The sequence below is a fragment of the Burkholderia singularis genome (assembly GCF_900176645.1).
Classification (GTDB): domain Bacteria; phylum Pseudomonadota; class Gammaproteobacteria; order Burkholderiales; family Burkholderiaceae; genus Burkholderia; species Burkholderia singularis.
The window spans coordinates 40208-66324 of the sequence record NZ_FXAN01000035.1 but is presented as its reverse complement, the minus strand read 5'-3'; the positions used below and the strand labels follow the sequence as shown (position 1 = coordinate 66324).

The window sequence follows — 26117 nt, the reverse complement described above, 5'->3', positions numbered from 1 at the left end:
AATTCGCCATGTCAAACCTCAGTCCGTGCTCGTCGCGACGACGCGTACCCAGATTGGCTCGCAGCCGATGATGGCGCTCAGTTTGGGCGTTGGCTTTCGGCTCAGCGATCCGGCGATTCTCGTTCACGAGGCCGCCGTCTGGGAGGCGTTGAAGGCGGCCGCGCCGTCGGTGCCGCTTGCCGAGGCGGCAATGCCTAAGCAGTGCGCGGAATGGCTGCTTGTCGGGCATTCGGTGCACCGGGTGCCGCCCGGTGCGCTCGGCCACGCGGTCGACTGGGCCGCGTGGGTCGAGCTGGACGGCGTGCGCAAGACTGTTTCGTGCCGCGCGCCGGTCGATCGGCGCGCCGGGTCCGAGCCGCTTGTGCGACTCGCGATCGATCCGACTCAGGCTGTTGCGGGCAGCGCGAACGAAAATCCGCTGGGCATCGCGTCGGGTACCGCGCCGCTGCTGCGGGTGGGCTCGCTCGGCGTCGGGCCCGAGCCGTTGGCCGCGATGGGCGCGCTCGCGAGCGACTGGCCCGAGCGCCGGCAATGGATGCCGAACCGCCCCAGTTCGCTCGACGCGATGGCCAATGACGGCACGCATTTGGGCTGGCCGGAAAGCGTCGATCGGCGTTATTTCCAGCAGGCGGCGCCTGATCAATGGTCGCGCCGCGAGGATTGGCCGTGCGGCGCGCGTTTCGAGCTGAGCCGGTTCGGCGCGCAGGGCGACGGATACGCCGGTGAACTGCCGCGGCTTACCGCCGTGGCGCTGGTGACGCGCACTGAGCAGCCGCACGCCGAGCGAGTGGCGCTCAGGCAGCAGACCGTCTGGTTCCTGCCGGACCATGATATCGGCGTGCTGTGGTGGAACGGCTCGGTCGGTATCGACTATCTGCTCGACGACAGCCTGGAGATGCTGGTCGCCGCGCTGAAGGACGCGGACGAACGGGTCGACGCCGATGCGTTGATGCGCTTTGCCGAGCTGCGCTCGGATCTGACCTCGACCGATCCGATGCAGGAGACGGACCATGTATTGATGCCCGCCGTCGACAAGGGCTGGGTCTGGGAGATGATCCTCGACGCCGACGATCATCCGCGCTTTTCGCCGCCGCCGCGCGGCCGCGACGAGATCGCCGAGCGGCTCGAGCATCACCGGCTGGGTCTGCTCGAGGCGCGTGAAGGCCGAGCACGGATGGATGCGTTCGATGAGCGCATGCAGCACGAAACCTTGCCGACCGCACCGCCCGACGGCGGCGATTGGCGGCAGCGGTTCGCTGAGCCCGCTTCTCGCGAACTCGCGCGCGTGACGGTGCGCGACGCGGATTTGACCGAGCTGTGCTTCGAAGGCTGGCGCCTGGACGAAGTGCGCTTCGAGCGTTGCAGGCTCGATCGCACCGAATGGCGCAGATGCGAGCTGAACAACGTGCACGTGGTTGATTGTTCGTTCACCAATGCGACGCTCGACGCCACGGTCTGGAGAGATGGCGCGATCGTGCGCGGTCAACTGCATCGCAGCGCGTGGAGCAATGTCGTGCTGGAGCGCGTCAACATCGAAGATTGTTACTTCGACGAACTGACGGTCGAGGGCGGATCGTGGTCGCTGGTGTCGATGCAGGGCTGCGGCGGCGCGCGCGGCAGCGTGCGCGACATGGTCTGGTCCGGTGTGTCGTGGAACGGCGCCGACGTGCGGTATTGGAACTGGAGCCGGGTGCGGGCCGACGATCTCGGCGTCGTCGAATGCAAGATGACGGGGCTGAGCCTTTCCCAGTGCACGATGGTCAAGCCGAGCATTCTGCTGAGCGACCTGTCGTCGAGCGCGTGGCAACGCAGCACGCTGTCGTTTGCGGTGCTGTCGCACGGCACGTCGATCGATCACGCGCAACTGTGCGACTGCGTGTTCACTTCGTCGAGTTTTCAGGATCTGCGCGCGGACGCGGTGCAGGTCGATCACTGCTCGTTCATGCAGCTCAATGCGCAGCACCTGCAAGCGGAGCGCTCCAACTGGACTTGTACGCTGCTCGACGGCGCGAACGTCACGCATTCGTGGCTCGTCGGTGCATCGTTCGACCGTTGTTCTCTGAAGGAGGCGATGTTGTACGGCGCCGACATGCGTGAAACCCGCATGTTCGACTGCAACCTGATCCGCGCGCGCACGTCGTGGGCGCATTTGCCAGGCGCGAGGGCGTGGCAGGGTAACTTGAACGTCGGCCGCCTCGATGTGCCGGGGAGGGAAAAATGAACGGGCCTCAATTGCCGATGCTTGCGCCGACATTGCCGCAAGTGATCAAAGGGCGGCATTACACGACGTCGCATCGCGAGCTGGATCTGTCGGACACGATCTACGAGGATTGCCATTTCGATCAGCTGACGTGGCGCGGATGCCGGCTGTCGAACCTGCGCTTCGTCAATTGCCGGTTCGACTCGAACCTTTTCGAAGGATGCGAGCTGATCAATCTGATCTACGAGGATTGCCGCGTCGGCGCGACCAGATGGAAAGACTGCGTGCAGCGAGGCGTGTCGTTTACCGGCGGCGAGATAGCCGATGCGGTTTGGGCCGACAGCCTGATGCGCGATGCGATCTTCTCGAAAATGACCGGCTCGAGCTGGCAGTTCGACGCGGTGCGCTCGGCGCACGTGTCGTTTGTCGCCAGCGAGTTCACGGACATCGCGGTGAACGGCGGGCGCTGGTCGGATACGTCGTGGATCGACGTGCGGATCGCGGGCATCGAGATCCAGGCGGCGGAGCTTGAGAATTTCATTGTCGGGCAGAGCGGCTGCAGCCGATGCACGCTGTCGAAGTGTCGGGGCATCAACGTGCGCTGGATCGATTCACAAATCGAACGCATGACCCTGCACGGATGCGAGCTGAAGCAGGCGGCCTGGTCGCATTCGACCTGGTCGAGCGGGCGCATTGGCGCCAGCCGGTTGCCACTCGCGAGTTTTGATCACGCGAAGGTCAACAACCTGATGGTGCGCGATACCGAATTGCCGCAGGCGATCTTCGATCACGCAAGCGTGATGGACAGCGATCTGCTGCGTCTGCATGCGCCGCGTATCGCGTTCCGTCATGCGCAGCTCTCGCGCGTTCAGTTGTCCGGAGCGCAATTGCAAGGGCTCGATGCGCGCGGCGCGCGGCTCGACGAAGTCGATCTGAAAGGCAGTGATTGCCGATCCGGTCTGCTGATCGGCCAGCCGAAACAAGCGTGGCTCGCCGCGAATACGCGGCAAGCGATTTTCGATGAGGCTGCTGCCGAGGACGACCACTTGTGGCGGCAGCGGACTCAGCCTGGAGCAAGAGGAGTATGACGATGACAGTTCTTCATTCGCTTCCCGTTCGTGAGACACGGATTCTCAATCAGGACGATGAACTTCCTGGGACAGTCGCATCGCTGCTCAGGCGTCCGGCGCAAACCGGCTTCAGCGAACCGATGACCATCGGCAGGGTGCGTGAGCCAGCCGATGGTGCGTGGTGGATCGTCACGGAATCGGGCGAGCCGGTGCTCGCGAGCGTCGCGGTCAGTTGCATCGTGAAGCCGCAGCCGGACGATCTGGTTCAACTCTATCGGGCATCCGGCCGCTGCTGGGTGCTGGCGATTCTCGAGCGCCGCGTCGAGGCGCGCGATATCGCGCTGGACTTCGGCTCCGCCCATGTGAAGCTGCATGCGCACGATATCGAAATGCAAGCGCGTGACCGCCTGCATCTGGAAAGCGCGCATCTCGCGAGCCGCGCGAGCGTGGTGACGCAGGCAGCCGCGGAGCGGCATGCGAACGTGAGCGGCACGGACACCGTGCACGCCGGTAACTCGTTCGTTCACGCGGACCGGCACATGAGCCTGCATGCGAAGAGCGCGTGCGTGAAATCGGAATCGCTGCTCAAGATGGATGCTGGGCAGATTCATATGGGCTGAGCCCGGCACAAACAGGAGGATGTGATGTTTTCTAATTGCTCTGCGGGCGGAATGGCACTGTCTGGGGCCGATGTCTGCAAAACCCCGCCGCTCGGCATTCCGGTGTCGTATTCGAATATCGCGAACAAGCCCGAGGCGGTGCCGAACGTGCCGAACATGCTGATCAACGGCGGGCCCGCACACAACATGAACACGATCATTCCGGTGACGCACGGCGACGAGGGCGGTTCGATGGGCGGCGTGGCATCGGGCACGGTGGCGTCGCAATCGCGCCATGTGACGGGCTCGGGGAAGGTGTTGATCCAGGGCGCGCCGGAGACCCGGCTGACGGATACCAACATGCCGAACAACCAGAACACGGCGGGGCAAACCATCGTTCCGTCTCAGACTATCACCATGACCCTCAGCTAATGAACATGCTTCGCTCGATCTTCGTGGCTTTCGCGCTTTGCGCGCTGGCCGGCTGCGGGCTCTTCTCGTCGTCGAAGAGTATCGAGCCGCGCCAGTTGCACGTCACGCTGATCGGGGGCAGCCGTTTGAACCTCAGTCCAAGCGGCGAGCCGCGCCCGGTCGAGACGTGCGTGTACCTCGTGCGCATGGCTGACTGGGTGCCGATGGCAAGCACCGGCGATTCGTCGTGCGCCGGCCGTGATCAGGATGCGGTGGTGAGTTCGTCGCGTCACGTGATCGCGCCCAATCAGGTGTTGCAGTTCTGGATCGACGTGCCGAGCAAGGGCGAGGTCTGGCTCGTCGCCGATGCGGACTATGCGCAGCGCCCGGCGCAGTACGCGCCGTTGCGTTTGCGTGTCGATGGAAGCGGGGTGATTCATCTCGCGGTGTGGTTCGACGCGGGCGGCATCTATAACGCGCTGCTGCCTGGCCCTGTGCCCGTCGCAGCCTATGTGCCAGTCATGCCGGACGGCGTGGCTGCAGGCACGAAGTTTAATAAACGCAGTGCGTCGTCGGGCGCAAAGAGAGTCAAGCAATGAGCAGCCTGCCGGTCGGACCGGTCGCGTGGAGCGACGGAATGCTGATCGAAACGCAGCATTTCCAGCAACTCGAACGCCATCTTTCTCATCAGATCGCGTTGCGGCTCGGTCAAACCTCGAATCATGGCTGGGGTTTCACGATGCTCGACGTCGATCAGGACGGGCTCGGACTCGGCAGGCTCGGGCTGCGCCGCGCGCGCGGCGTATTCCAGGACGGCACGGCGTTCTCGGTGCCGTCCTACGATCCGTTGCCCGCGCCGCTCGAAACCGAGCACGCGCAGGCGGGCGATATCGTCTGTTTTGCCGTCCAGGCCGCGCGCAGCGGCGGCCCCGAAATGGCGTTCGGCGATGTGGCGTCCGCGTCGCGCTATCGTGCGATGGCAACCGAGGTGCCGGACTTGGCGGTGGGCCTCGACGCGCCTGGCACACCGCGTAATCTGACGATCGAGACCGGCCAGTTGATCACGCGCCTGTGCTGGAAATCGCAACTGCGCTCCGACGAAGTCGCGCTGCCGATCGCGCGGGTGGCGGGGCGCAGCGCGAGCCGCGCGGTGTTGCTGGATCCGCGTTTCGTGCCGCCATTGCTCGATACGCGTGCGCATGTCGTGCTGAAGTCGCTGATCGACGAGCTGCAGAGTACGTTGCGCGTGCGTCTTGCGAGTACGTCCGGGCAGCGCGTGCTTTCGGCGGGCGGCGGCATCGCGGACCTGATCGAGCTGATGTTGCGCCAGGCGATTGCCGAATACCGGATGCGTCTTGCGAATCTCGACGCATTCGATCCGCTGCCGCCTGCGATGCTGTATCACGAACTGGTCGGGCTGCTGGGGCGCTTGAGCGTGCTGCCGGGCGTCGACGACGAACTTGCGGATCGCGAGTTCAACTATCGGCACGATGATTTGCAAAGCAGTTTTGAACCGCTCGCGGCAACGTTGCGCCGCGCGCTGGCGCGGGTAATCGAAACGCCGGTGCTGCCGCTGCGTTTCGAGGATCGCGGCGACCAAGTGTATATCTGCGTCGTCGACAAGCAATGGAATCTGAAGAAGCTGGTGTTCGCCGTATCGGCTGCGATGCCGGCGGACAAGCTGCGTCAACTCCTGCCCCAGCAAACCAAGCTCGGTGCAGTCGAGCAGATTCAGAAGCTCGTGGATCTGCAACTGCCGGGCGCGCGTTTGCTGCCGTTGCCGAACCCGCCTCGGCAGATTCCCTATTACGCCCAGAGCATCTACTTCGAAGTCGAGTCGACCGATCCGTTCTGGGCACAGACGCTCGCCGGCTCTGCGATGGCGCTGCGCATCGTCGGCGATTTCCCCGAGCTTCGTTTCGAAGCATGGGGATTGAGAGACGGCAAGGTGGCGTGAGCTTACGACAAGGACGCTATTCATCATGAATCTGCTCAGAAATTTCTCCTCTGCGATCAGGCGGGCGTCATCGGCGTCCCATCTGGTCGATCGGGCGATGGCGAATCCCGATCTGATGACGCGCGTTCCGACGGTGTCGTCGCTCGTCAACGCGGCATCGGCCTCGAGCGCCACCACGGTCACCGAGCTTGCGCCTTCGGCGCCGCAGGATGGCGCGCTGGCCCGGGATCATGCGGTGCTGCGCTTTCCGGAGCCGCCGGGCAGCGCGCGCCCGCCGCAGGACAGCGCGGAAGCCGTGCCCGTGGTGTACAGCCAGCCCGGTGGGCAGGCGGCGATCCTGAAGGCCGGACAGCAATCGGCGAGCTGGAGCAATCCGTTCGTCTCGCATGCGTTGCCTGCGATTCTGCAACTGCAGCGTCATCTCTCGAACCCGCCTCTGAATCAATCCGCGGTGCGCACGCAGCTCGGGCTCGAAGTCAGACTGTACCGGGAGCGGCTCGCGAGCGCGGGTTGCGCGTGGGAGCAGATCCGCGATGCGTCGTATCTGTTGTGCACGTATCTGGACGAACGCGTCAACGACGCCGCGCGAGCAGCATCGCAGGAGCCGTATGACGGCGAGCGCAGCCTGCTGGTGGAGTTTCATGACGATGCATGGGGCGGCGAAGACGCTTTCTCCGATCTGTCGCGCTGGATGAAGGCCGAGGAGCCGCCCGTGCAGTTGCTCGCGTTTTATGAGCTGATCCTGTCGCTCGGCTGGCAGGGGCGCTATCGGATACTGGATCGCGGCGACGTGCTGCTGCAGGATCTGCGCTCGCAACTGCACGCGCTGATCTGGCATCACATGCCGCCGGGGCCGCTCGGCACGGACCTGCTCACGCCCGCGCGCGTGCGGCGCAGATGGTGGACGCCGTTTCGCGCCGGGATAGCCGCGCTGGTCACGGCGCTGTTGGCATACGCGATCATCAGCGCCGTGCTGAGCGCGCAGGGCCGGCCGGTGCGCGATGCGCTCGCCGCGTGGATGCCGCCCACGCGCACCATCAACATTGCGGAAACGCTGCCGCCGCCGTTGCCGCAACTGCTCACCGAAGGGTGGTTGACGGCGTACAAGCATCCGCAAGGATGGCTGCTGGTGTTCCGCAGCGACGGCGCGTTCGATATCGGGCAGGCGAAGGTGCGCCCGGACTTCGAGCACAACATCGAACGGCTCGGTCTCGCGTTCGCGCCGTGGCCTGGCGATCTGGAAGTGATCGGACACACCGATCGGCAGCCGATCCGCACCAGCCAGTATCGGGACAATCAGGCCTTGTCCGAGGCGCGCGCGCGCACCGTGGCCGACGAGTTGCGCATGACCGCATTGCCGGGCGGCGCGCGTGCGCCTCAGAACGCCGTGCAACGCAATATCGAATATTCCGGCCGCGGTGATACGCAACCGATCGATCCCGCGCATACGCCGGCCGCTTATGAACGCAATCGCCGGGTCGACGTGCTGTGGAAGGTCATCCAGGCCGGCGCAAAGCGCACGGATGCATCCTCCGCGCCGGGCGCGGACGCGAATGCGCGCCCGGCGATGCCCGAAGGGGTGGTGATCGCGCCCGAAGGGCAGTCGCCGTATGCCACGCAGGAGAAGCAGCCATGATACGAACCAGCTTGCGGTTTTTCGTCGCGGTGCTGATCGCCATCGCGATCTGGTGGGTGGGACCGTTGTTCGCGATCGGCATTTATCATCCGTTCGGGCCGATTTGGGTGCGTGAGATTCTGGTCGCCGGCGTACTCGCTTGGGGATTATGGCCGACGCTCGGCCGCATTTGGGCGCGGCTGGCGATGAGTCCGCGTCGGGTGCGCGCGCCCAAGCCGGCGGCACGCGCCGATTTCGTCGACGAGCGGCTGGGCGATCTGGACCGCCAGTTGAAGGCGCACTGGCTGCGCGAGCCGCGCAGCCGCTGGAAACATTGGCTGGGCGTGCTGCGCCGCGAGCATCGCACGATGCTGCCATGGTATCTCGTGCTCGGTGCCGAAGGCAGCGGCAAGACCAATCTCGTCGCGAAGGCCGTGCATGCGGCCGGCTCCGACGAGGAGCGCGCGGTCGCGGTCGATCCGCTCAGCAGCCGCGGCGAGGATTTCAATTTCCGCATCACGCATGGCGCGGTGTGGTTCGACATCGGCGGACGCTGGAACATACGCGACGGCATTGACGATTCGGTGTTCGAAGCATGGAAGAAGCTGCTGCGCGGGCTGCACAAACTGCGCGGCAGCGCGCCGATCAGCGGCGTGGTGCTCTGCGTCGACAGCGCGTCGATGATCGATTTGCCGCAGGACACGCGCAAGCGCCTCGCCGACATCACGCACCGCCGGCTTGCGGAAATGCGCGAAGTATTCGGTCAACAGGCGCAGGTGTATGTCGCGCTGAACGGCATCGACAAGCTCGATGGCGCCGTTTCGACGCTGTCGCTGATGGATGCTGAGCGCTGGGCGGGCGGCGTCGGTTTTTGCCTGCCGGACGACGCGATCGAGGCGAATGCGTCGGCGGCGAGCGCGCGCTGGAAAGGAGAGCTGGAGCGTCTGCAAGAGCGCGTTCAGCAACAAGTGCTGTTCTCCGCGCCTGCCGCGACCGAAGTGGCGGCCAACTACGCGCAATTGCGCTTTGTCGAGACGCTCAGCCAACTGCATAAGGCGCTGCTGGTCTGGTTGCAGATTGCAATCTCGCCCGGTGAACATTATGCGGCTTCGCGGTTGCGCGGAGTGTGGATGGGCTCGATGGCCGAGCTCGCCGCGGCGGGCGGTGGCGCGGGTGCCGGCGCGGGCGGCGGCCCCGAGCCGACCCGGCCGTTGAGCGCGCTTTGGACGCCGTTGTTCCGTCAGGTCGAACTCGAGCGCGATGCGGCTCGGCCGGGCGGCGTCAAATCGTGGCGCGGCCGGCTCGGCCGAATCGCGAGCTGGGTCATCGCGCCGGCATTGGCGGCATGCTTGCTGCTGTGGTTCGGCTGGGGATATTTTGCTGAGCGAAATTATCTCGATGACGTGTGGGCGCAGTTCAGCGAAGCGAAACGCATCGCCCAGACGCAGGCGGCTTATGGCCCGGAGGGCGGCTCGCCGCTGCTCGACGTCGCAGGCCAAATGCGTTACGCGCAGGCTCAGGCGGAAGACGCGGGCCGAGGCATGGCGACGCCGTATTTCGAACACGGGCTTGTCGCCGACGCCGCGCTCGAGACCTATCATCGCCAGTTGCAGAAGATGCTGATGCCGGAGTTGTACAACGAAGTCCGGCGCACATTGGTCGCGCAGACGAACGGCACACCCGGCGACATCTACCAGACGCTCAAGGTTTATCTGATGCTGTGCCGGCCCGCACGGCGCAACGCGGACGATGTCGTGCGCTGGCTCAACAGCCGCTGGGACAGTCTGACGGGCGGCCAGCAATACAGCGATGAAGATCGCAATGCGCTGATGGCACACGTGCGCGAGCTGATCAATTTGCCGAAGCTGCAGGGCACGCCGGAAGACGCGAACCTCGTGCGCTCCGCGCGTGCAATGGCCGCGCAGCTTCCGCTCGTGACGCGGGTGCTCCAGCATATCCGCGCGCAAGGGTTGCCGCCGCAGGTCAACGACATTTCGCTGTCACGCGCGGCGGGTTTCGAATCCGCGATGAGTCTGCGAATGCGCAGCAATATCCCGTCGACCGACGTCGCCGTCTCCGGCTGGTATACCCGCGCGGGCTACACGGACGTATTCGTGCCGCGCCTCGAGAAGAGCGCAAGAGCGATGCTTGAGGAGGAGAGCTGGGTGCTGCGCGACGAGACGCTGCATGGCAACAGCTTCCAGATCGATGGGCTGGTGCAGAAGCTCGCCGATTCCACCCGCGCGCAATTCCTGCAGGACTACATCGCGAGTTGGCAGCATTTCCTTGACGACGTCACGGTGCGCAACGTCACGGGCCTGGACGATGCGTCGCAACTGGCGGCGGCGATGATGGATTCGCAATCGCCGCTGGCGAGCCTGCTGCGTTTCGCCGCACGCGAAACCACGCTGACGGGGGCAAGCGACGAAGGCAACATCGACAGTTGGATCGACCGGCAGAAATATCGGTTCGAGAAGGGGCGGCGCCAGATCGTCGGAGAGTTGAGCGGCCAGCATTATCGGACCTTGTTGTTGCCGGAGCACGTTGTCGAGGATCATTTTCAGGCGATCCGGCAACTGGCCGCCCAGCTCAACAATCGCAACACGGCTTCGAGCAATCCGCTCGGCCGGCTGTTCGAGCCGCTGTATCGCCAATTGGGGCTCGTGAACGGCGCGTTGCAGGCGGGGCAGGTGCTGCCCGCGCAATACGACGCGTTTGCGCGACTGAAGGAAACCGCCGCGCGTCAACCTGATCCGGTGCGCAACATCATGCTCGACCTGATCGGCAGCGGCAGCACGATGTCGACCCGCGAATCGGGCGCGCTGCTCAGCCGGGGAGCGGCGGGGGCGACGTCGGTGGTATGCAGCACGGGTTTCACCGGCCGCTATCCGTTTCGCCGCAACTCGCAGATCGATGCCGGCGTCGACGATTTCGAGCGGCTGTTCAGTGCGCAGGGCGTGATGGCGGCATATTTCCGCGACCATCTGGCGCCGTATGTCGATACGTCGGCCACGCCGTGGCGGGCGCTGCCCGTCAATGGCGGGACGATTGGGATGGTGAGCCCGAGCGTGCTGAGGTCCTATGAAATGGCCGACCGCATTCGCGGCGCGACGCTCGACGAGGGCGGTCATTTGCGCATCTCGGCGGTGCTGCGCTTTATCGACATGGACTCGCAGCTCTCGGAAGCCCAATTGACCATCGGTGGACAGACCGTGCGTTATGCGCACGGCATAACCACGCCGCAACGCGTCGACTGGAACGGCCAGAGCGGCAAGCTCGCCATTACGCTGCAACTGAAATCGGTCGATGGACGGTTGACTTCGCTTCAGTTCAATGGCCCCTGGGCGTTGTTCCGCTTCTTCGATGCGGGGCAGGCGGTGGGTGGAACGGCGGATCGCCGCGAAAGGCTGTATGAGACGAGCCTTGGCACGGTTCGCCTGGAGTGGCAGGCGTTGACGGCGCCTTCGCCGATCTGGTCGGGCATCCTGCAGTCATTCAGGTGTCCATCGTGATGCACGAGTTGCATCGATATGCGTCGCAAGGCGCGAACTTGAAAGGAGCAGCAGATGATTGATCCCAAAGAGATCTTCTCGGCGTGCAGCGATTCGCACGCGTATGGTCAGAACGCCAGCAGCTCGATGGCCGAGCCGTTTATCAGCTCGATCTCGGATATGTCGGTGGCGTCATCGAGCAATGCGAGCAACCTGATCGGCCACGTTCAGCAGGTCGGCGGCAAGATGCTCGATCACATGTCGAATATCAAGTCGGCCGTCGACCGGCAGGTCGCTGCGCACCAGGATGCTCAGCAGCGGCAGCGGACTTACGACTTCAACGTGAACATGAACGATCTGCGTCCCACCGTTGCAGTCGGGTTTCCGCAGGAAATGCCGTCGAACTTTTTCGCTCCTTTCAGGACGACGAAGTAAGCGGGCAGCGAACCGCGCCGGCGTGCCCCCACGGTTTCGGCGCGGCGGCACCACGGTTTCAATTTTTTGAATTGGAGGTTGATATCATGAAGAAAGCAACTTTTGGACTCCTGATCGGTTTGGTTTCGGTGAGCGCATATGCGCAGTTCGATCAGATCCTTCAATCGGTCAAGAGCCAGGTCTCGAACGCGGTGCAGTCTCAGGTGAGCCAGGGTGTGCATTCGGCGACGAACGACGCGATCCAGTCGGCGCAAACGCAGACGCACAAGATCGTCGACTCGGTGCGCACGCCCAGCAATAGCAACGAAACGAAGGGGGTGCAGGATGCCAAGCCCTAATGATTTTCTGCCCCTTCGTCTGGCCGTCCGGGTTATCCGCATTACGGCGTTCGCGCACGCGTGCCGTTAGATGGAGAGCCGGATGAACGAAGCGCGGATGCAAGCGCAGCGTGACGCGCATGTCGGAACGCTGCCGGGAGGCAAGCGGATGATGGCGTTTTCGGTGGTGTCGGCCATGAGTTTGATCGTCACGGTCGTCATGGTGTCGCTGATCGTCGGGATGGCATTCGGATTGCCCAAAATCATCTCGGCCGCGCATGCGGATACCGCGATCAAGGACGGATATTCCACCGATGCCGAAGTCGTGGAAATTTCGCAGACCGGCGTGACGCTCAACCAGGTGCCGCTGATGCGTATCGTCTTGCGCGTCGACGACCGCGGCGGACAAAGAGAGGTCACCATCAGGCAATACGTCGATCTCGGGAATATGCCGCGTGCGGGCGAACGGGTTCGGGTTGTCGTCGACAAAAGCGATCCCAAGCGGGTGACTTATATGGGCCTCGCGCCTCGCAAGCCTTGATCAGGGCAGGGATCGGGAGCCGGGGCAGGTTGATGAGCGTCTGTGCCGGCGCCGCCCACCGTGCGCGGGATGTCGGCCGGTGTTCGTGACGGTCATGAAATATATGACATTCGCGAATGCCGGCCGATGCCCGATGATTGCATCCGGTTCAATGGCGCAATTGATTGCCGAGCGGTTTGTTGCTTCAACCGCGCGGCGAGAATAGCCATGGCCAGACGCGACGACACTGTAACCGCGATGGGTTCGAGACGGTGCCGGTGACACGCGCATCGCAATAACCGTTTTTATTGGCGCGACGGATGCAGAGCGCAGACTCCGAGGCGGTATGTGGACGTTTGATTGAATGATCATTCGGTCGGAATCGGGCCGGAAATATTTGCCGTCGATCCAATCCGCCGGCCGCTCGGGTACATGATGGCTCGTGTTTAAGGTGATAGTTTATTGGCGGAAAATATCGAGGGCGCGTTCAGTTTGAATATCGATGCCGTGAATATTTAAATTCAATATTAATTGTTTGACGGTTGCGCGTCATTGTTGATAAATATAAGAATGTTTTGATTTGCTTGGCACCCATGTGACGAATGCAAAACAAATCTGCATCTGATTGATTCGAGTTTCCTGTTTTGATTGGATTTCTTTGAATTTTTAATGATCGGGCCAGGGTAATTGTTTCCGGTCCGGTTGACCGTTCATCCATTATTCCAATTCTCGCTCGCCAATTCGAGCCACCTGCGTGTCCAATCGACGAATGAAACGACTTGCTCTTGGCCGGATATGGATGTGGCTGCGCACGGACAGCGGCCGTCTGCGTGACAGTGCCGGCGAAATCAGTCGGAATCGCGTGGTGAAGTTTCGAACGAGCAGCATGACCGAGTTGATCCGGTTCCGGTTTCAAAAATTTCACGGATGGGTGTCCTCCCTCTTTGTCTCGAGGATGCATTCCGAGTGCTCGAATTATGCGAGGCCCGATGCCTTCCCCGTGCCGGGATGGACGCTGTGGTGATCGGGTTTCGGCCACATGCAATTCCATGTCTGTTTTTTTCACCAGGCCCCACTCTGGTGTTCCATCCGGCAAATCGTGTCGGTCGAGTACGGATGGGTTTGCCGTGCGCAGGCGCGCACGGCTTTTTTCGATGATTTCGCACCGATATCGATGCCGGAGGATTGGGCGCTCAGCACTTTATCGAGACGGATTTTGATTAGGCATCCTTTAATTTTTTGCCGTTGGCTTGCCTCTGCCTCCAAGCAAACGGCTTCCGCGATCGGTGTCACGATCGCGCTTTTTATTCTGCGAAACCGGCTTGACGATGCGCGACGCTGCCCGGTTTCGAAGCGCGCGCGAATCGCAATGGCGGTGCGATAACCTGCCCTTGGGCCGGGCGTCAAAAACGGCGCGGGAAAGCCGAGGCCGGACGTGCCGCCGCACGCTGAAATGGCGGATGTATCTTTTTAAGAATGCGCGCTTTTCCAATCGATTGCGGATTCCGAGGAGCATCTCTCCGGAGGTAATTCAGGTGCCGAATGTTGCCCCCTTCCTGATGGATCGCATCGACTGGAATCTCTTGCGGACTTACCAGGTCATCATGCAGGAGAAAAGCATCAGTCGTGCGGCGGCGCGGCTGCATCTGACGCAGTCGGCCGTCAGCGCCGCGCTCAAGCGGCTCGAGGACACGGTCGGGCGCACGCTGGTCCAACGTGGCGGCGCGCGGTTCGAGCCGACTGGAGCGGGGCGAGAGATTTATCAGATCTCAACCGAGATTTACGGCCATATGTCGAGACTCGATACGGTACTCGAAAATCAGGACGACGAGATTGCGGGTTCGATACGCCTGCTATGCGTGAGCCGGCTGGAGTCGTCCGTCTACGATCGGTTTCTGCGGGACTTTCATCAAATCTATCCGAAGGTGAGGATCAGTATCGATGTCGCCGCATCGGCGGACATCTTGGCGGCGTTGGAGCAAAAAGTCGCCACATGCGGGTTCGCGCTTTGCCGCAAACCGGCCGGCAAGCTCGAATATCGCTGCTTTCTGCGCCAGCACTACACAATGTATTGCGGCCCGAGTCATCGATTGTTTGGGCAATCGAATCTGACGATCGACGATCTGCGCGACGAGCGCTTTGTTGCTTTCCACAGCGATCGGATCGGCGGAGCCTTGTCGTCGCTCGCGGCGTTTCGTGAAGAGCGAGGGTGGTTAGGCGAAATCGTGGCGAGCTCCGCAAGCGTGGATGAAATACGGCGTTTGATTGTTGCCGGGTACGGGATCGGGTGTTTGCCGGCGCATGTCGTGCAGGGCGACGTGGCGCAGCGCAGGCTTTGGCCGCTGCCTCCGGAGGAGGGGGTGGCCGATATCGATATTTTTTTGATATGGAATCCTGAGCGCCGGATGAATCAAGCTGAGCGCACGTTCATCGATGCGCTGGAATCCGAGATGACAAAGCATCCGCTCATGGCGCGTTTCTAGCGCACCGCATGCCGGGGGGGGGCGCCGACTCTACAAAAATTTGGTTGCGACGCGGCAAGCAAACGGCCGATATTTCGGTCCGAGTCACGCGGCATGCAGATGCGCGCATGCTGGGTTTGGGGTGGTGCAATCTGATGAAGACCCTGCTGGCACTTGGCGCATGTCTTGATCACATCGGCACGAAATAGTGGAGGGTTGCCGGACGGGGAGACGCCGGTACAACGCGCCCTTTGTCTGGAGTAAGGGTTTACGATAGGCCCGAAAACGAAATTGTATGAACAATAATGAGCGCGAATTCGAAAATATCATGACGCAATTCGAATGTGCGGCGCTTGACGGCATCCGATGTCCAATGCAACGGCGCCGGTTTCGTTCGATCAAACCAACGCGAGGCCGATCTGATGACTTCCCACTCCGTTCTTGACGGCGCCGAGCCGTTTCTGCTCGAAGGCAGCTCCACCGGCATTCTGATTTCGCACGGCTACACCGGCTCGACGCAGAGCGTGCGGTATGTCGCCGAGCAGTTGCATCGAATCGGTGGTTATACCGTGCTCGGCCCTCGGCTTGCGGGCCACGGCGTGAGTCCACAAGAGATGGACCGCACGCGCGCGCAGGACTGGGTCGACAGTATCGACGAAGCGCTCGGTACGCTGCGGCAACGGTGCGCGCGGATCTTCATGATGGGGCTATCGATGGGCGGGTGTCTGACCTTGCTGTCGGCTGCGCGCCATCCGGACATCGCGGCGATCGTGCCGATCAATGCATGCGTGTATTTCGGCGCGCCCTCGCTGGCCGCGAAAGCCTACGACCGGTCGGCGCCACGCTTTTTCGACAGCATCGGTGCGGACATCAAGGCCGAGGGCGTGACCGAACTCGCCTACGACGAGATCCCGACGTCGACGCTGGCCGAGATCTATGGGTTGATGTCGGTCGCACGCGATCTGTTGCCGGAAATCAAATGTCCCGCATTGGTGCTGCAATCGACGGAGGATCATGTCGTGCCGCCCGACAACGGCAACGTGATCGTCGACGGCATCGGCAGCGACGACAAAACATTGATATGGCTGGAAAACTCGTATCACGTCGCGACGCTCGACAACGACAAGGATCGGATCGTCGAACTCGCGCATCGCTTCTTCGAACGTTTGCCGCAATAACGAGAAACGGGAAGGGGCCGCGCGGCTTCATGGGCAGGGAGGTCGGCGGCGTTATCCGTCGGGCCGGCGGCATAGAGTAGCTGTCGGTGACGGATGTCGGGTTGCCGATGGCGACGAGGATGCTCGCGACGCCGATATACGCATGCAATGCCGGCCGGATGCGCGGCATGCGCGTCAAATAAAGGGCCGGTCAATCGATTGGTCGGCGCGCTGCTATTCGCGTCGCGACAGGCCGGTAATCGGAAAGCCGCTCAGCACGAAAAAAAGCGGGCATGCCGAGGCGGCCGTCGCGAATCTGCGCAGCGCAGCGAACCAGCCGCGATAACCGCTCGCCGTCTTATGTTCCGCGTGACTGACGATCACCTATGTGATGGCTGCGCCGCACAGCCAGGTTAACTCGTCGGTACGATGACTCATGATCGATTCAGTCCTGGTGCCGAATTATTCCGCACGCGGATTCCGGCACTACTTTTCAACGTAAAAACCAAAAACATTAAAGAGATAGAAAAGTGAGCCGCACGAGCTTGGGCTGGCGGGTATGCGAACGGGGCCAATGAGGACGGCGGCATGCCATATCGGACATCGAGCGCGCGTCGCGATCGCCGTTATTGGCCCGGGCATGCCGGATAGTCGATTCTTTTAACTGAAAAGGAAATCGACTCGATAGATAGGCGGAAAAGAGCGTGCGCGAAGCGTGAATGAAGGGCGATTGCCGATAATTCGTGAGCGGCTGCATGGCTTTCGGGGAAATTGAAGCGGTTTCGTGAGGAGCGAATGACAGGATTCGCCTGCGTAGATAGTGTATGAAGGCCGCAAGGCTTTGTTGGAAAAGTGGTGGGTGCGCTTTTCTTTATCGCATTCATATATTTCATAAAACTCCCGAGACGATACGGATGGCATGTTCGCCGTTAACGAGAGAGGCGGCGGATCGAGTATTGATCGGCGATGCATTCGGTATTCCATGTGGCCATATCTTGGATGGGGCGCTGGATTCTGGATCTGTAATTTATAAAATTTCATGAAAAAAAATACGTCAGTACTGATTGATCACTCGTTCGAAAATAAAAATTCAACTGTAATTCATATTCCGGATGAGCCGTATACATCCCACACCAGCGGGGTGCTGTCGATATCCGTCGGCAAGCCGATTGTGTGCCGTCCGCAAGCCGGTTCGATGTTGGAGGGGCTCGCGGGTATCGTGCCGAGATCACACGCGGACGCGTCCGTGCCGGCGGCGGCATTTTTTTCATACGCAGTCGACATACCGGAATCCGAGGCGATGTTCTCGTATCTGAGGTCGCTGATGACAAGGCTGGACGCGGAAAAATTCAGCGGGTGCGAGCCACATTACGCACAGGTATGCAGCAGGCTTGCGGCAAAAGGAGAAACGTGCGAAACAATGAGGGCCGTGCTTCGGAAAGCCAAGCGATTGGATTATTTGGCCGCCACGGCGGGCGGCGGGGTGAAGTCCATTCCGGGCATGGTGGCGGACATATTTAAAAATCCGATTCCCGAGCATTTCAAGAAAACGGATAGCATCAGGATCGAACTGAGTGAAACGGCCAAGGTGGCCGCGACTTTTGCCGGCATCGAGCAAGCCTCCGATGTGGGCGGCGGACAGCTTCTGTCGCTTGGTCTCGTTCCGTTCGACGATGGCGATCGATATTATTTGGCACCGAATCGAAATAAGCTGGTCGAGCCGGTGAGGCAGGTTATGGAAGCCATGTCGCCGAATATAATAAATAAAGCATGGCAAAAATTTATGCTGGGGCAAACTGCAACCGTGAGAAACGCATTGGTGGTGATACCGTTTAGGTCCATCATCGAAAAATCCGTGGCAAACGGAGTGCGCATCCCGTTGGGTATGTTGCAGGATTTTCTTTACTACTATATCGAGTATTCCGCCAGACGTTTTGGCCCTTTATGGTTGCTTGGGCGCAGCGACTGGGAAGGGGAATATGACAAATTGAAGCAAGTCAGCGCGGGTGATCTGACTGCCGATATTGCAAGGAAAATCGCGATGCTGCCGGTGGATTCGATTCGTTTTTATCGTGTCATGCTGGCAAAACTGATATCGCCCGGAAAATTGGCGGAAAGTGCGCTGGGCGTGGCTGGCCCGGTGGCGGCATCGATCGTGAGAGCCCTGGTCAAGAGCAGAATCGAGGCGGTAGGCGGACAGTCGGGGTTGGCAGACGCCGCCGGGAAGATCGCTGCGTTGCCGGTCAGAAGTCTTGCGAACGGAGCCGGTTTTGCGATTGAAGAGCCGGTGGACGCAGGTGCCCGGAAATTGAGCGAATGGGCCGATATGAAGTTGCCGCCAATCGCCTGCCGGAATACCGCCGGCGAGCGCAATCGCGAATAGCCGCTGCCGTCGCGCCCCAGGCTGCCCGGGCGGGCGTGCCGGCCCGTTTGAGGACGCTCGGCGGTGCGCTTCACCGATGCCGAATGTTACGAATAGTTAGCGATTCGTTCACATTGCGACGCGGCGCATCAGTTCTTACAAAGTGGAAATATGCGGGGTGGACGCTTGCGGCTATAGTCGATTTAAACGAACCAACCCGAAGAGGAGTCCATGAAAATCCTGCGCGCTGCGTCGCTAGCCATCGGTTTTACTGCGCTGTTCGCGTCCGGCATCGTCTTGGCCGGCGTGAACGTTGGCATCAATGTCGGCGTGCCCGCGCCGGTTTATGTTGCGCCTGCGCCGGTTTATGCGCCGCCTCCGCCGCCCGTGGTCTACCAGCCTGCGCCGGTCTATATGCCGGCTCCCGTGTACGCGCCGGCACCTGTGATCACGATCGGCTGGCACGGCGACCGTTACTGGGATGGCCGCCGCTACTGGGGGCGCGACGAGTGGTATCGCCATCACGGCCGCGGCCCCGGCTGGGATCGAGGTCATTGGGACAACGGCAGGCATAACGGCTGGCGGCACTGAGCCGGCCGCCTGCGACGCGCGGCGGCCGGACCAGGGCCGCCGTGTGATGCGGCGGCCGGGCGGCCGGCCGGCCGCAATCCAGCATGCGTCGCGCGCTTACTCGCCTTCGCCGCCCGCCATGCCCCCCACCACTGCATTGAAGCCGGAGTCGACGTGCATGATTTCGGCCGTGATCCCGCTCGCGAGATCTGACAACAGGAACGCGCCCGCATTGCCGACCTGTTCGATCGTCACGTTGCGCTTGAGCGGCGCGCTTTGCTCGACGAAATCCAGAATCTTGCCGAAGCCCTTGATGCCGCTTGCGGCGAGCGTCTTGATCGGCCCGGCCGAGATGCCGTTCACGCGCACGCCCTTCGCGCCGAGCGACACCGCGAGATAACGTACGCTTGCCTCGAGCGCGGCTTTCGCGACGCCCATCGTGTTGTAGTTCGGAATTGCCCGCTCGGCGCCGAGATAGGTGAGCGTGAGGATCGAAGCATCGCTCGAGAGCATCGGCTGCGCGGCTTTCGCGAGCGCCGGAAAGCTGTATGCGGAGATGTCGTGCGCGATGCGGAAGCTCTCACGCGACAGACCGTCGAGGAAATCGCCGGCGATCGCCTCGCGCGGAGCGAAGCCGATCGAATGGACGAGGCCGTCGAGGCTGTCCCAGTGTTCCTTCAGCGACGTGAAGAGCGCGTCGATCTGAGCATCGTCGGCTACATCGCACGGGAACACGAGTTCGCTGCCGAACTCCGCGGCGAACTCGGTGATGCGATCCTTGAAGCGATCGCCGACGTAGGTGAACGCAAGTTCGGCGCCTTCGCGCTTACATGCCTTGGCGATGCCGTAGGCGATCGAACGGTTCGACAAGAGACCCGTCAGCAGAATACGTTTACCGTCGAGAAAGCCCATGAATTCTCCTATATGAAGCGGGCGCGCCCACGCCGGCGCGGGCAGCGGTTGGCTGTAATCGGTTGCAAGTGGGTAGAATTCTCTCACAACGCCATCCTCGAAGATCTGCCAACGCATCTATTCATCCATGACGATCGGTTTGCCCCACGTTTTTCGGCCACGGCCGCCGCGGCACGCGGCAACGCAAGCATCGATCAATCGATCGGTCGTGCTGCAACCTGCGCGCGGCGCGTGGCGCGCCGTGTTTGCGCGTGCATCGCGCCACGCGTGCATCGCCCGCATGGCGGTGGCCGCGGGCGTGGTATTCGCATTCGCCGCGGCACAGTCGGCGCACGCGGCCTACGCAATCGCTCAGTATGGCGAACCAAAGTATCCGCCCGGTTTCAAGCATTTTGACTACGTGAATCCGCAGGCGCCCAAGGGCGGTACGCTCGTGCTGGCGAATCCGAACCGGCTGTCGACCTTCGACAAGTTCAATCCGTTCACGTTGCGCGGCAACGCGGCGCCCGGGCTCGATTTCCTGTTCGAAAGCTTGATGACGGGCAGCGCCGACGAGCCCGCGACGATGTACGGGCTGCTCGCCGACGATATCGCCGTCGCGCCGGACGGGATGTCGGTCACGTTTCATTTGAATCCGCACGCGCGTTTCTCGAACGGCGATCCCGTGACCGCGGCGGACGTCAAATTTTCGTTCGACGTGCTGAAAAGTCCGCAGGCGGCGCCGCAATTCCCGGCCTATTACGCGGATATCATACGCGCGGTGGCAGTCGATCCGGCAAGCGTGCGTTTCGATTTTCGCCGCCCAAGTCGCGAGCTGCCGCTCATCGCGGCCGGCGTGCCGGTGTTCTCGCGCAAATGGGGCTTGAGGCCGGACGGCACCCGGATGCGCTTCGACCAACTCGCGTTCGAGCCGCCGATCGGCAGCGGCCCGTATGTCATCGAGCGCTATGACAGCGGCCGCACGATCACGTACCGGCGCGATGCCGCGTACTGGGGCGCCGCGCTGCCGGTGCGAGTGGGCACGAACAACTTCGAACGCATCGTCTACAAACTCTACGGCGATGGTGTGGCGAAGCTCGAGGCGTTCAAGGCAGGCGAGTACGACGCGCTCGTCGAATACGGAGCCCGCAACTGGGTGCGGCGCGATGTCGGCAAACGCTTCGACAGCGGCGAGCTTGTCAAGCGCGAGTTCCGTCAGCACAACGGCGCCGGGATGCAAGGATTCCTGATGAACCTGCGGCGCCCGCTCTTCCAGGATGTGCGCGTGCGGCAAGCGCTCGATCTCGCGTTCGATTTCGAATGGCTGAACCGCCAGCTGTTCTACGGCGCCTATACACGGTTGGACAGCTATTTCGCCGATACCGCCTTGCAGGCGAGCGGCGTGCCCGGTCCGGGCGAACTCGCGCTGCTCGATCCGCTGCGCGCGCAGCTGGACCCGGCCGTATTCGGGCCGATGCCCAAGCAGCCGAGCACGAATGCACCCGGCTCGCTGCGCGCCAATCTGCTGAAGGCCCGTGCGCTGCTTGCGCAGGCGGGCTGGACATACCGCGACGGCGCGCTGCGCAATGCGAAGGGCGAGCCGTTCGCATTCGAGATCCTCGACGATTCGAGCGCGGGGATGGAACCCATCGTGACCGCTTACGCGCGCAATCTGGCAAAGCTCGGGATTGCCGTGAAGTTTCGGACGGCCGACTTCGCGCTGCTGCAGAATCGTTTCAACGCGTTCGACTATGACATGACGTCGATCCGTTACGCAGGCGTTCAAGTGCCGGGAACCGAGCAGCTCACGCGCTTTGCGAGCCGCTATGCAGACGAGCCGGGCTCGGACAACATGATCGGCCTGAAATCGCCGGCGGTCGACGCGATCCTGAACGCGCTCGTGCGCGCGCAAACGCGCGAGCAGTTGTTCGACGCGGCGCGCGCGCTCGACCGCGTGCTGATCCACGGCTACTACGTGGTGCCGCATTGGTACAGCACGACATGGCGCGTCGCGTATAAGCGCACGCTCGGCTATCCGCAGACGCTGCCGCTGTACTATGCGGCGGAAGGCTGGATCGCGTCGATGTGGTGGGCGAAGCCCGGACACGATTCGCCGGCCGCGCCGTGACGGCCGGCAAGCGGGTCATCCGCTGGCCATAAGCGTGGTCGATCGCCTGTCGGCCAAATCGTTCGAACCTTCTCGACAAGCGCCTATGTGGAGCTACATCCTCAAACGTCTTTTGCTGATGATTCCGACGCTCGTCGGCGTGTTGACGATCACGTTCGCCGTGATCCAGTTCGTGCCGGGCGGCCCGGTCGAGCAGGCCGTGTATGAGCTGCGCAAGGGCGCCACGCAGGATGGCGCGGCGCCGTATGGCATGCGCTCGCATACCGGCGTCGACGCGCAGCAGCTCGCGCAACTGAAAGCGCTGTACGGCTTCGACAAGCCGCCCGTCGAGCGCTATGGGCTGATGCTCGCGCGCTTTGCGCGCTTCGATCTTGGCGACAGTTATTTCCATCATCGCAGCGTGTGGTCGCTGATCGTGTCGAAACTGCCGGTGTCGATCAGTATCGGCGTATGGACGTTTTTGCTCACGTACTTGATTTCGGTGCCGCTCGGCATCGCGAAGGCGGTACGAAACGGCTCGACGTTCGATCTCGCGACGAGCCTCGCCGTATTGATCGGCTACGCGATTCCCGGCTTCGTGCTCGGCGTGCTGCTGCTCGTGCTGTTCGGCGGCGGCTCGTTCTGGCAGATCTTCCCGCTGCGCGGCCTCACGTCGGACAACTTCGCGCAGTTGTCCGTCGCGGGTAAGGTCGCCGATTATCTGTGGCATATCGTGTTACCGATCACCGCGTCGGTGGTCGGCAGTTTCGCGGTCGTCACGATGCTCACGAAGAACGCGTTTCTCGACGAAATCCGCAAGCAATACGTGCTGACCGCGCGTGCAAAGGGGCTCGCCGAGCGCCGTGTGCTATGGAAGCACGTGTTTCGCAACGCGCTGCTGCCGCTCGTGGTTGGCTTTCCGGCGGCGTTCATCGGCGCGTTCTTCACCGGCAGCCTGCTGATCGAGACATTGTTCTCGCTCGACGGGTTGGGCTTGCTGTCGTATGAATCGGTGATCCGGCGCGACTACCCGGTCGTGCTCGGCACGCTGTACATCTTCACGCTGATCGGGCTCGCGACGAAGCTCGTATCCGATCTCTGCTACGTGTGGGTCGACCCGCGCGTGCAATTCGAGCAACTGGAGCGCTGAATTGAGTCGATCCGCCGTTTCTTCCCGCATCGACGCCGCGCGCGCGCGCGTGTCGCCTTCGCCCGTGCGGCGCGTGTGGCGGCGCTTCAAGGCGCAGCGGCTCGGCTACTGGAGCCTCGTGATCTTCGCCGTCGCGTTCGCGGTGAGCATTGCCGCGCCGCTGTGGTCGAACGATAAGCCGCTCGTTGTGCGCTACGACGGTCATTACTATTTCCCGCTGCTGCGCGACTACCCGGAGACGGTGTTCGGCGGCGATTTCCCGACGCCCGCCGACTATCTCGACCCCTACGTGCGCGGTAAACTCGCCGCGCCGGGCAATTTCGCGCTGTATCCACTGAACCGCTACCACTACGACACGCTCAACTACTTCTCGACGCGGCCCAATCCCGCGCCGCCGTCGCGCGAGAATTGGCTCGGCACGGATGCGCAAGGGCGCGACCTGCTCGCGCGGCTCGTCTACGGCTTCCGGGTGTCGGTCGAATTCGCGCTGATCCTCACGTTCATCGGCACGGTGCTTGGCATTGCCGCGGGCGCGGTGCAGGGCTACTTCGGCGGACGCATCGACATCATCGGCCAGCGTCTCATCGAGATCTGGAGCGCGATGCCCGAGCTGTATCTGCTGATCATTTTCGCGTCGGTGTTCGAGCCGAGTTTCGTGTTGCTGATCGTGCTGCTGTCGCTGTTCGGCTGGATCGGACTGTCCGATTACGTGCGCGCGGAATTCTTGCGCAACCGCTCGCAGGACTACGTGCGCGCCGCGCGCGCGATGGGCCTGTCGAGCTGGCAGATCATCTGGCGGCACGTGTTGCCGAACAGCCTCACGCCCGTCATCACGTTCTTGCCGTTCCGGATGAGCGGCGCGATTCTCGCGCTCACGAGCCTCGATTTCCTTGGCCTCGGCGTGCCGCCGCCGACGCCGAGCCTGGGCGAGCTGCTCGCGCAGGGCAAGGGCAATCTCGACGCGTGGTGGATCTCGCTCGCGACGTTCTGCGTGCTCGTCGCGACGCTGCTGCTGCTGACCTTCATGGGCGATGCGCTGCGCAACGCGCTCGATACGCGCGTTGCCGATACGGCGCGCGCGGCGGCGGGAGGTGTTCGATGAGCGCGGCCGACGCGAATCGCCGCGATACGCAGCGTGCGCCGGGCGGCAGCCGGCTGCGCGATGGGCACGCGCTGGGCGGGCCGCTGCTGTCGATCGAGCGGCTGTGCGTGCGTTTCGGCGATATGCTCGCCGTCGACGACGTGTCGTTGGCGATCGGCCGCGGCGAGCGCGTCGCGCTCGTCGGCGAATCCGGCTCGGGCAAGAGCGTGACCGCGCTGTCGATTCTGCGGTTGTTGCGCGACGCCGACGTGTCCGGCGCGATCCGCTTTGCCGGCGAGAATCTCGTCGACAAGAGCGAGCGCGAGATGCGCGCGCTGCGCGGCGCGGATCTCGCGATGATCTTCCAGGAGCCGATGACGGCGCTCAATCCGCTTTACACGGTCGGCGAGCAGATCGGCGAGACGATCGAGCTGCACGACGGCGTGACGAAGCGCGACGCGCGCGAGCGGGCGATCGCGCTGCTGGCGCGCACCGGTATCGACCGGCCGCGCGAGCGCGTCGACAGCTACCCGCATCAGCTGTCGGGCGGCCAGCGGCAGCGCGTGATGATCGCGATGGCGCTCGCGTGCCGGCCGCGCCTGCTGATCGCCGACGAACCGACGACCGCGCTCGACGTGACGATCCGCGCGCAGATCGTCGAGCTGCTGCTCGAGCTGCAACGCGACGCGGCGGCCGAGCGCGGAATGGCGGTGCTGCTGATCACGCACGATCTGAATCTGGTGCGGCGCTTCGCCGAGCGCGTCGCGGTGATGGAAAAGGGGCGGCTCGTCGAATCCGGGCCGCTCGAGCGGATCTTCGGCGCGCCCGAGCATCCGTATACGCGGCGCCTGTTGAACAGCCGGCCGCAGCGCACGGTATCGCCCGTGTTGCCGATCGCGCCCGTCATGCTCGACGCGCGTGGCGTGACGGTGCAGTTCAAGCAGAAACGGCCGGGCTTCGCCGGCTGGTTCCGCGACGCACGTTTCACGGCGGTGTCCGGCGCGAGCGTATCGGTGCGGCAGGGCGAGACGCTCGGGATCGTCGGCGAGTCCGGGTCTGGCAAATCGACGCTCGCGATGGCCCTGCTTGGGCTGCAACGCATCGCGCATGGCGACGTCCAGTTCGACGGACGTTCGCTTGCGAGCTATCGCGGCCGCGAGCGCCGCGCATTGCGCGCGGATATGCAAGTGGTCTTTCAAGATCCATTCAGTTCGCTTTCGCCGCGGCAGACCATCGAGCGCATCGTGTCCGAGGGGCTCGCGCTGCACCGTCCGCAGCTGTCCGCCGACGCGCGCCGCGACAAGACGATCGCGGTACTCCGCGAGGTCGGGCTCGACCATACGGTGCTGCATCGCTATGCGCACGAGTTTTCGGGCGGGCAGCGCCAGCGGATTGCGATCGCGCGCGCGCTCGTGCTGGAGCCGCGCGTGCTCGTGCTCGACGAGCCGACGAGCGCGCTCGATGTGTCGATCCAGCAGCAGGTGCTGAAACTGCTGGCCAATCTTCAGCGCAAATACAACCTCGGCTATCTCTTCATTAGCCACGATTTGGAAGTAATCGGCGCGATGGCGCACCGAGTCGCGGTGATGCAAGGGGGGATAATCGTCGAGACGGGTGATGTCGAGCGAATCTTCTCCGAGCCGGCGCATCCTTACACGCAACGCCTATTGAAAGCCATTGGTTAGGTCTGTTGAACGAAAGGCGATGCACCTATTTGGCTCA

General features: G+C 62.7%; 22 protein-coding genes. 19 read left to right on the top strand and 3 right to left on the bottom strand.

Translation table 11 applies throughout. The features are described from left to right. Window position 1 precedes the first annotated feature (1 nt). The 11 genes from BSIN_RS04610 to BSIN_RS26380 all read left to right on the top strand — a co-directional run bounded on the left by BSIN_RS04610 (window position 2) and on the right by BSIN_RS26380 (window position 12636). The gene (locus BSIN_RS04610; RefSeq protein ID WP_089339645.1) at window positions 2-2221 is read left to right on the top strand and encodes a DUF2169 family type VI secretion system accessory protein; all 2220 of its coding nucleotides are present in this window, start codon (window positions 2-4) and stop codon (window positions 2219-2221) included. Next, complete coding sequence (locus BSIN_RS04605; protein ID WP_069234176.1) at window positions 2218-3288, top strand: pentapeptide repeat-containing protein; 1071 nt, start codon at window positions 2218-2220, stop codon at window positions 3286-3288. Before BSIN_RS04610 ends, BSIN_RS04605 begins: the two co-directional genes overlap by 4 nt. A 2-nt stretch (window positions 3289-3290) precedes the next feature. After that, window positions 3291-3890 carry a DUF3540 domain-containing protein gene (locus tag BSIN_RS04600; protein WP_256583617.1) on the top strand — a complete coding sequence of 200 codons (600 nt, stop codon included), beginning with the start codon at window positions 3291-3293 and terminating at the stop codon, window positions 3888-3890. A 24-nt stretch (window positions 3891-3914) separates the two neighbouring features. Continuing rightward, a complete protein-coding gene (locus tag BSIN_RS04595) occupies window positions 3915-4301 on the top strand; it encodes a DUF4150 domain-containing protein (RefSeq protein ID WP_059572165.1) in 387 nt (128 codons plus the stop codon). Beyond that, the gene (locus BSIN_RS04590; protein ID WP_089339630.1) at window positions 4301-4879 is read left to right on the top strand and encodes a type VI secretion lipoprotein TssJ; all 579 of its coding nucleotides are present in this window, start codon (window positions 4301-4303) and stop codon (window positions 4877-4879) included. The genes BSIN_RS04595 and BSIN_RS04590 overlap by 1 nt, the downstream gene beginning before the upstream one ends. Next, window positions 4876-6237, top strand: coding sequence for a type VI secretion system baseplate subunit TssK (gene tssK / locus BSIN_RS04585; RefSeq protein WP_059516742.1), 1362 nt, complete (start codon window positions 4876-4878; stop codon window positions 6235-6237). The genes BSIN_RS04590 and tssK overlap by 4 nt, the downstream gene beginning before the upstream one ends. An 82-nt stretch (window positions 6238-6319) precedes the next feature. After that, window positions 6320-7873: a type IVB secretion system protein IcmH/DotU gene (gene icmH / locus BSIN_RS04580; RefSeq protein WP_059516889.1), complete on the top strand. Its 1554-nt coding sequence runs from the start codon at window positions 6320-6322 to the stop codon at window positions 7871-7873. Beyond that, entirely contained in the window at window positions 7870-11364 is a 3495-nt protein-coding gene (gene tssM / locus BSIN_RS04575; protein ID WP_089339628.1) for a type VI secretion system membrane subunit TssM, read from the top strand. The genes icmH and tssM overlap by 4 nt, the downstream gene beginning before the upstream one ends. 54 nt (window positions 11365-11418) lie before the next feature. Further along, the gene (locus BSIN_RS04570; RefSeq protein WP_059516745.1) at window positions 11419-11778 is read left to right on the top strand and encodes a DUF6277 family protein; all 360 of its coding nucleotides are present in this window, start codon (window positions 11419-11421) and stop codon (window positions 11776-11778) included. An 86-nt stretch (window positions 11779-11864) separates the two neighbouring features. Then, window positions 11865-12116: a hypothetical protein gene (locus BSIN_RS04565; RefSeq protein WP_059516747.1), complete on the top strand. Its 252-nt coding sequence runs from the start codon at window positions 11865-11867 to the stop codon at window positions 12114-12116. An 82-nt stretch (window positions 12117-12198) separates the two neighbouring features. Further along, window positions 12199-12636 carry a hypothetical protein gene (locus tag BSIN_RS26380; RefSeq protein WP_256583616.1) on the top strand — a complete coding sequence of 146 codons (438 nt, stop codon included), beginning with the start codon at window positions 12199-12201 and terminating at the stop codon, window positions 12634-12636. A 466-nt stretch (window positions 12637-13102) separates the two neighbouring features. On the opposite strand, the gene BSIN_RS25130 is transcribed toward BSIN_RS26380, so the two are convergent. After that, window positions 13103-13540, bottom strand: coding sequence for a hypothetical protein (locus BSIN_RS25130; RefSeq protein WP_143757330.1), 438 nt, complete (start codon window positions 13538-13540; stop codon window positions 13103-13105). A gap of 137 nt (window positions 13541-13677) precedes the next feature. After that, window positions 13678-14022 (bottom strand): hypothetical protein, encoded by a 345-nt coding sequence (locus BSIN_RS25125; protein ID WP_218192396.1) that lies wholly within the window; start codon window positions 14020-14022, stop codon window positions 13678-13680. Between the two features lie 152 nt (window positions 14023-14174). Between BSIN_RS25125 and BSIN_RS04550 the strand changes: the two genes are divergently transcribed. The 4 genes from BSIN_RS04550 to BSIN_RS04535 all read left to right on the top strand — a co-directional run bounded on the left by BSIN_RS04550 (window position 14175) and on the right by BSIN_RS04535 (window position 19187). After that, window positions 14175-15098, top strand: coding sequence for a LysR family transcriptional regulator (locus BSIN_RS04550; RefSeq protein WP_059516751.1), 924 nt, complete (start codon window positions 14175-14177; stop codon window positions 15096-15098). Window positions 15099-15499: 401 nt separating this feature from the next. Beyond that, on the top strand, window positions 15500-16255 hold the full coding sequence (locus BSIN_RS04545; protein ID WP_089339644.1) for an alpha/beta hydrolase: 756 nt from the start codon (window positions 15500-15502) through the stop codon (window positions 16253-16255). Window positions 16256-17273: 1018 nt separating this feature from the next. After that, window positions 17274-18617 (top strand): hypothetical protein, encoded by a 1344-nt coding sequence (locus BSIN_RS04540; protein WP_143757327.1) that lies wholly within the window; start codon window positions 17274-17276, stop codon window positions 18615-18617. 210 nt (window positions 18618-18827) lie between these two features. Beyond that, window positions 18828-19187 carry a hypothetical protein gene (locus tag BSIN_RS04535; protein ID WP_089339625.1) on the top strand — a complete coding sequence of 120 codons (360 nt, stop codon included), beginning with the start codon at window positions 18828-18830 and terminating at the stop codon, window positions 19185-19187. 96 nt (window positions 19188-19283) lie between these two features. Here the strand turns inward: BSIN_RS04535 and fabI are convergent, their stop codons facing one another. Further along, window positions 19284-20078: an enoyl-ACP reductase FabI gene (fabI, locus tag BSIN_RS04530; RefSeq protein ID WP_059516760.1), complete on the bottom strand. Its 795-nt coding sequence runs from the start codon at window positions 20076-20078 to the stop codon at window positions 19284-19286. 127 nt (window positions 20079-20205) lie between these two features. Here fabI and BSIN_RS04525 point away from each other — a divergent pair, with 127 nt between their 5' ends. The 4 genes from BSIN_RS04525 (at window position 20206) to BSIN_RS04510 (ending at window position 26080) form a co-directional block, all read left to right on the top strand. Beyond that, window positions 20206-22185 carry an extracellular solute-binding protein gene (locus tag BSIN_RS04525; RefSeq protein ID WP_089339624.1) on the top strand — a complete coding sequence of 660 codons (1980 nt, stop codon included), beginning with the start codon at window positions 20206-20208 and terminating at the stop codon, window positions 22183-22185. Window positions 22186-22270: 85 nt separating this feature from the next. Then, complete coding sequence (locus BSIN_RS04520; protein ID WP_059516764.1) at window positions 22271-23314, top strand: microcin C ABC transporter permease YejB; 1044 nt, start codon at window positions 22271-22273, stop codon at window positions 23312-23314. 1 nt (window position 23315) lies between these two features. Next, window positions 23316-24416: an ABC transporter permease gene (locus tag BSIN_RS04515; protein WP_089339623.1), complete on the top strand. Its 1101-nt coding sequence runs from the start codon at window positions 23316-23318 to the stop codon at window positions 24414-24416. After that, complete coding sequence (locus tag BSIN_RS04510; protein WP_245637182.1) at window positions 24413-26080, top strand: ABC transporter ATP-binding protein; 1668 nt, start codon at window positions 24413-24415, stop codon at window positions 26078-26080. Before BSIN_RS04515 ends, BSIN_RS04510 begins: the two co-directional genes overlap by 4 nt. The last annotated feature ends 37 nt before the right edge of the window (window positions 26081-26117 follow it).